The organism is Nitratidesulfovibrio oxamicus, assembly GCF_015731765.1.
Taxonomy (GTDB): Bacteria; Desulfobacterota; Desulfovibrionia; order Desulfovibrionales; family Desulfovibrionaceae; genus Cupidesulfovibrio; species Cupidesulfovibrio oxamicus.
Genome location: NZ_VRYY01000278.1, coordinates 1 through 3442 on the forward strand (window position 1 = coordinate 1; position 3442 = coordinate 3442).

The following is a 3442-nucleotide window of genomic DNA, read 5'->3' on the forward strand; positions in this document are numbered from 1 at the left end:
GGACCTGGTGCGCACGGCGGGCCCGCGCGACCTCGTGCTGTGCGCCCTTACCGGCGGGGCCAGCGCGCTCACCCCCGCCCTGCAGCCGGGCATCACCCTGGACGACATGCGCGCCGCCACCACCCTGCTGCTGGAATGCGGGGCCACCATCCACGAGATCAACGCCCTGCGCAAACACCTGTCCGCCTTCGGCGGCGGCAACCTGGCCCGCGCTGCCGCTCCTGCGCAGGTTGTTTCGCTGATCATCTCCGACGTGGTGGGCGACGACCTGGACGTCATCGCCTCCGGTCCCACCTCGCCCGATGCCTCCACCTACGCCGACTGCACATCCATTGCCGACAGATTCGGCATCCTCCACAGGCTGCCCGCGCCGGTCGTCGAACGGCTGACGGCGGGCCTGCGCGGCATGGCGGCGGAAACGCCCAAGCCCGGCGACCCGGTGTTCGGCGCGGTGCAGAACTGCATCGTGGCCAGCAACCGGCTGGCGCTGGAAGCGGCGGCGGAAGCAGCCGCCGCGCACGGCTACCGCCCGCGCATCCTTACCGACACCATGACCGGAGAGGCCCGCGTGCGCGCCCGCGAACTGGTGGAAGAAGCCGCCAGCGCCGCCGAAGGCCTGTCCCACCCCGAAGGGCCGTTCTGCCTGCTGGCGGGCGGCGAGACCACTGTCACCATCACCGGCGGGGGGCTTGGCGGGCGCAACCAGGAAATGGCCCTGGCCGCCGCCATCCGCATGGATGAACTGGCCGACTGCCAGCACATCGCAATGCTCTGCGCGGGCACCGACGGCACCGACGGCCCCACGGACGCCGCCGGGGGCTACGCATCGGGCAGCACCCTGTGCGTGGCCCGCGACTGCGGCGTGGACGCCCACGGGCATCTTGCCGACAACGACGCCTACAATTTCCTGGACCGCACCGGGCACCTGCTGCGCACCGGCCCCACCCTGACCAATGTCATGGACCTGGCCGTACTGCTGGTGGATGCGCCCAAGGGCAAGCCCGCCGCATGAACGACAGCGCACGCAGGATGGAAGTCGAGCAGGACGACCACGAAGCCACAAGGCCGAAAGGAACGGGCAAGGCCGGCAACCGCCCCGCATCGCGCCCCGGGCATCCTTTTGCCGGGTTGCGTTCCGTGGGCCCCGCAACCCGGCGCGACCTTGACCTGCTGGGCGTGCACACCCTGGCCGAACTTGCGGCGGCAGACCCGCAGGAACTGTACGACCGGCTGTGCGCGGTCACCGGGCAGCGCCATGATCCGTGCGTGCTCGATGTGTTCGCCTGCGCCGTGGCCCAGGCCCGCGACCCGCACCTGCCCGCCGCCCGGCGCGACTGGTTTGCCTGGACGCCCCACCGCAAGGCGGGAACCCTGCCTGCGGCACTGCCTCCTCGCCCCGGCGAGACCTCGGAATAGGCAGCCGGAACACAGGCGGGCAGGGGGTGAATCACAGAATATCCCCCCTTTCCCCCGCGCCCTTCGGCGTACTCCCCCCGCCACCCCCGAAAACGCGAAACGCCCCGCGTCTCCTTGCCGGAGACGCGAGGCGCGGAAATCTGCGGCCCTTGGGCTGCCTACTTCACGGAATCCTTCAGCAGTTTGCCGGGGGTGAACTTCACCACCTTGCCGGAAGGAATGGTGATTTCTTCGCCGGTGCGGGGGTTGCGGCCCTTGCGCGCGGCGCGTTCGGTCACCTTGAAGCTGCCGAAGCCGGTGAAGGTCACGGATTCGCCAGCGGCCAGGGCGTCGGCGAGCACGGCGATGGTGGCGTCAAGGGCGCCTTCGGCCTGGACCTTGGAGGCAAGACCGGCCTTGGCGCGGATCTTTTCAACCAGTTCAGCTTTGGTCATCGGTATCTCCATATGGGGGTTTCGGTCCGCGCGCGCTCCGGCGGCGCGGTATTGTATGCACGTGGTGCAAGGGCGCAGCTTTTACAGAGGTTGGCCCCCTTGTCAACAGTTTGTGCCCACGAAGGCGCGTCATTGCTTGATTCGTCACCCAAAAGCCCCCTTTCCGGGGCATGGTCCGCACTGCCGTTCCATTGCCGCCGCAGGGCCGGAACAGGCCCTAACAACGGCAAAACGCATCCCGCAACCCTTTGATTTCGGGCCCGCTTGCGCTATAGATGCCCCACAGGGAAGAGAGAAACAGGGAGACACAAGCCACATGGAAGTGCGCATCGAACGCCTGCCGGAACTTCGCGTGGCCGGCATCCGCGTGCTCGGCCCCTATGCCGAATCGGGGCCGCAGGCGTGGAAGCTGCTGACGCCGTGGATCGCACGGCGGCAGGTGACCAGCGCCTCCACCATGTTCCTGGGGCTGTGCCACGACGACCCGGAAATCACCCCGCCGGAACGCATCCGCTACGACGCCATGGTCACCGTGCCCGAAGACTTCGAGCCGGACGACTATGTCATCGTGCGGGTCATCCGTGCGCGGGAATACGCCGTGGCCGTGCACAAAGGCCCCTACGCCACCCTGCCGTGGTCGTGGTCGGCGATGTACTGGGAGTGGCTGCCCGCCAGCGGGCGCACCCCACTGGGCGCACCCCGCATGGAAGCCTATCTCAACGACCCCGGCGCCACGCCGGAAGACGACCTGCTGACCCGCCTCTACCTGCCACTGGCCCCGCTGTAACCCCCGCCGCCCGGCGGCGAACATGCATGCGCCGCGCACCGCGCTTCGCGCACAGGAGGAACAATGCTTCGCCACAACGTCTCGCGCACCCTTGCCGCGCTGCTGCTGGTTCTTGCCTCGCTGGCCCTTGCGGCCTGCGCCCCCGGCAATTCCGTCCGTCTGCTCTACTCGCCGCCCGATGCCACGGTGCTGCCCGATCCTTCCGCCCCCCGCGTGACCGTGGTCATGTTCGAGGACAAGCGCCCGCTGGTGCAGGTGGGTGAACGCAAGGACGGCACCTCGTTCGTGGCCTCGTCCACCGTGTCCGACTGGGTCAGCCGCTCGCTGGCCGACGAACTGGCCCGCCAGGGCCTGCAGGTGTCCTTCGCCCTGACCCAGGAACAGGCCCGCGCGGGCGGCCCCGACTACATCGTCACCGGCGTGGTCAACGAGGTATGGCTGAAGGAACTGAAGACCACCGAGTTCAGCACCTCCATGAAGCTGGCCGTTTCCGTGTCCGACTACACCAAGGTGCTGTATACCGAGCATCTTTCCGGCGGCCAGTCCAAGCAGGTCATCCCGGCTTCCGACGTGGTCGAAAAGCTGCTGGCCGAAACCCTGCGCGACGTGCTGCAACCCGCGGCCCGCAAGATACAGGCCACCGTGAAGAAGTAGATGCGCCACTCCGGACGGGCGGCGCCGGGCCTTGCAACGGGCCCGGTTCCGCCCCCTTCCGCCCGCCTCCGCACCGGGCTTGCCCCGCTGCTCTGCGGCATCGCCATCCTGCTGGCGACAGCCGCCACCTCGCACGCCGCCAGCACCGTCA

At 68.8% G+C, this 3442-nt stretch carries 5 protein-coding genes; 4 read left to right on the top strand and 1 reads right to left on the bottom strand.

Annotated elements, in window-relative coordinates; all coding sequences use genetic code 11:
* The coding region (locus FVW20_RS10230; protein WP_196609375.1) for a glycerate kinase type-2 family protein at nucleotides 1-1012 on the top strand (1012 nt) is incomplete at its 5' end.
* Nucleotides 1009-1416 (top strand): helix-hairpin-helix domain-containing protein, encoded by a 408-nt coding sequence (locus FVW20_RS10235; RefSeq protein WP_196609377.1) that lies wholly within the window; start codon nucleotides 1009-1011, stop codon nucleotides 1414-1416. The genes FVW20_RS10230 and FVW20_RS10235, both read left to right, overlap by 4 nt.
* Before the next feature lie 158 nt (nucleotides 1417-1574).
* Here FVW20_RS10235 and FVW20_RS10240 read toward each other — a convergent pair whose 3' ends face one another.
* Nucleotides 1575-1850 (bottom strand): HU family DNA-binding protein, encoded by a 276-nt coding sequence (locus tag FVW20_RS10240; RefSeq protein WP_007526990.1) that lies wholly within the window; start codon nucleotides 1848-1850, stop codon nucleotides 1575-1577.
* A gap of 316 nt (nucleotides 1851-2166) precedes the next feature.
* Here FVW20_RS10240 and FVW20_RS10245 point away from each other — a divergent pair, with 316 nt between their 5' ends.
* Nucleotides 2167-2637, top strand: coding sequence for an AraC family transcriptional regulator (locus FVW20_RS10245; protein ID WP_196609379.1), 471 nt, complete (start codon nucleotides 2167-2169; stop codon nucleotides 2635-2637).
* Between the two features lie 63 nt (nucleotides 2638-2700).
* Nucleotides 2701-3291: a hypothetical protein gene (locus FVW20_RS10250; RefSeq protein WP_196609381.1), complete on the top strand. Its 591-nt coding sequence runs from the start codon at nucleotides 2701-2703 to the stop codon at nucleotides 3289-3291.
* Nucleotides 3292-3442: the final 151 nt, after the last annotated feature.

What these genes read in the sequence shown, in the direction of transcription:
- FVW20_RS10250 (WP_196609381.1), top strand. Translation starts at nt 2,701, where the DNA reads ATGCTTCGCCACAACGTCTCGCGCACCCTTGCCGCGCTGCTGCTGGTT.
- FVW20_RS10235 (WP_196609377.1), top strand. Translation starts at nt 1,009, where the DNA reads ATGAACGACAGCGCACGCAGGATGGAAGTCGAGCAGGACGACCACGAA.
- FVW20_RS10240 (WP_007526990.1), bottom strand. Translation starts at nt 1,850, where the DNA reads ATGACCAAAGCTGAACTGGTTGAAAAGATCCGCGCCAAGGCCGGTCTT.
- FVW20_RS10245 (WP_196609379.1), top strand. Translation starts at nt 2,167, where the DNA reads ATGGAAGTGCGCATCGAACGCCTGCCGGAACTTCGCGTGGCCGGCATC.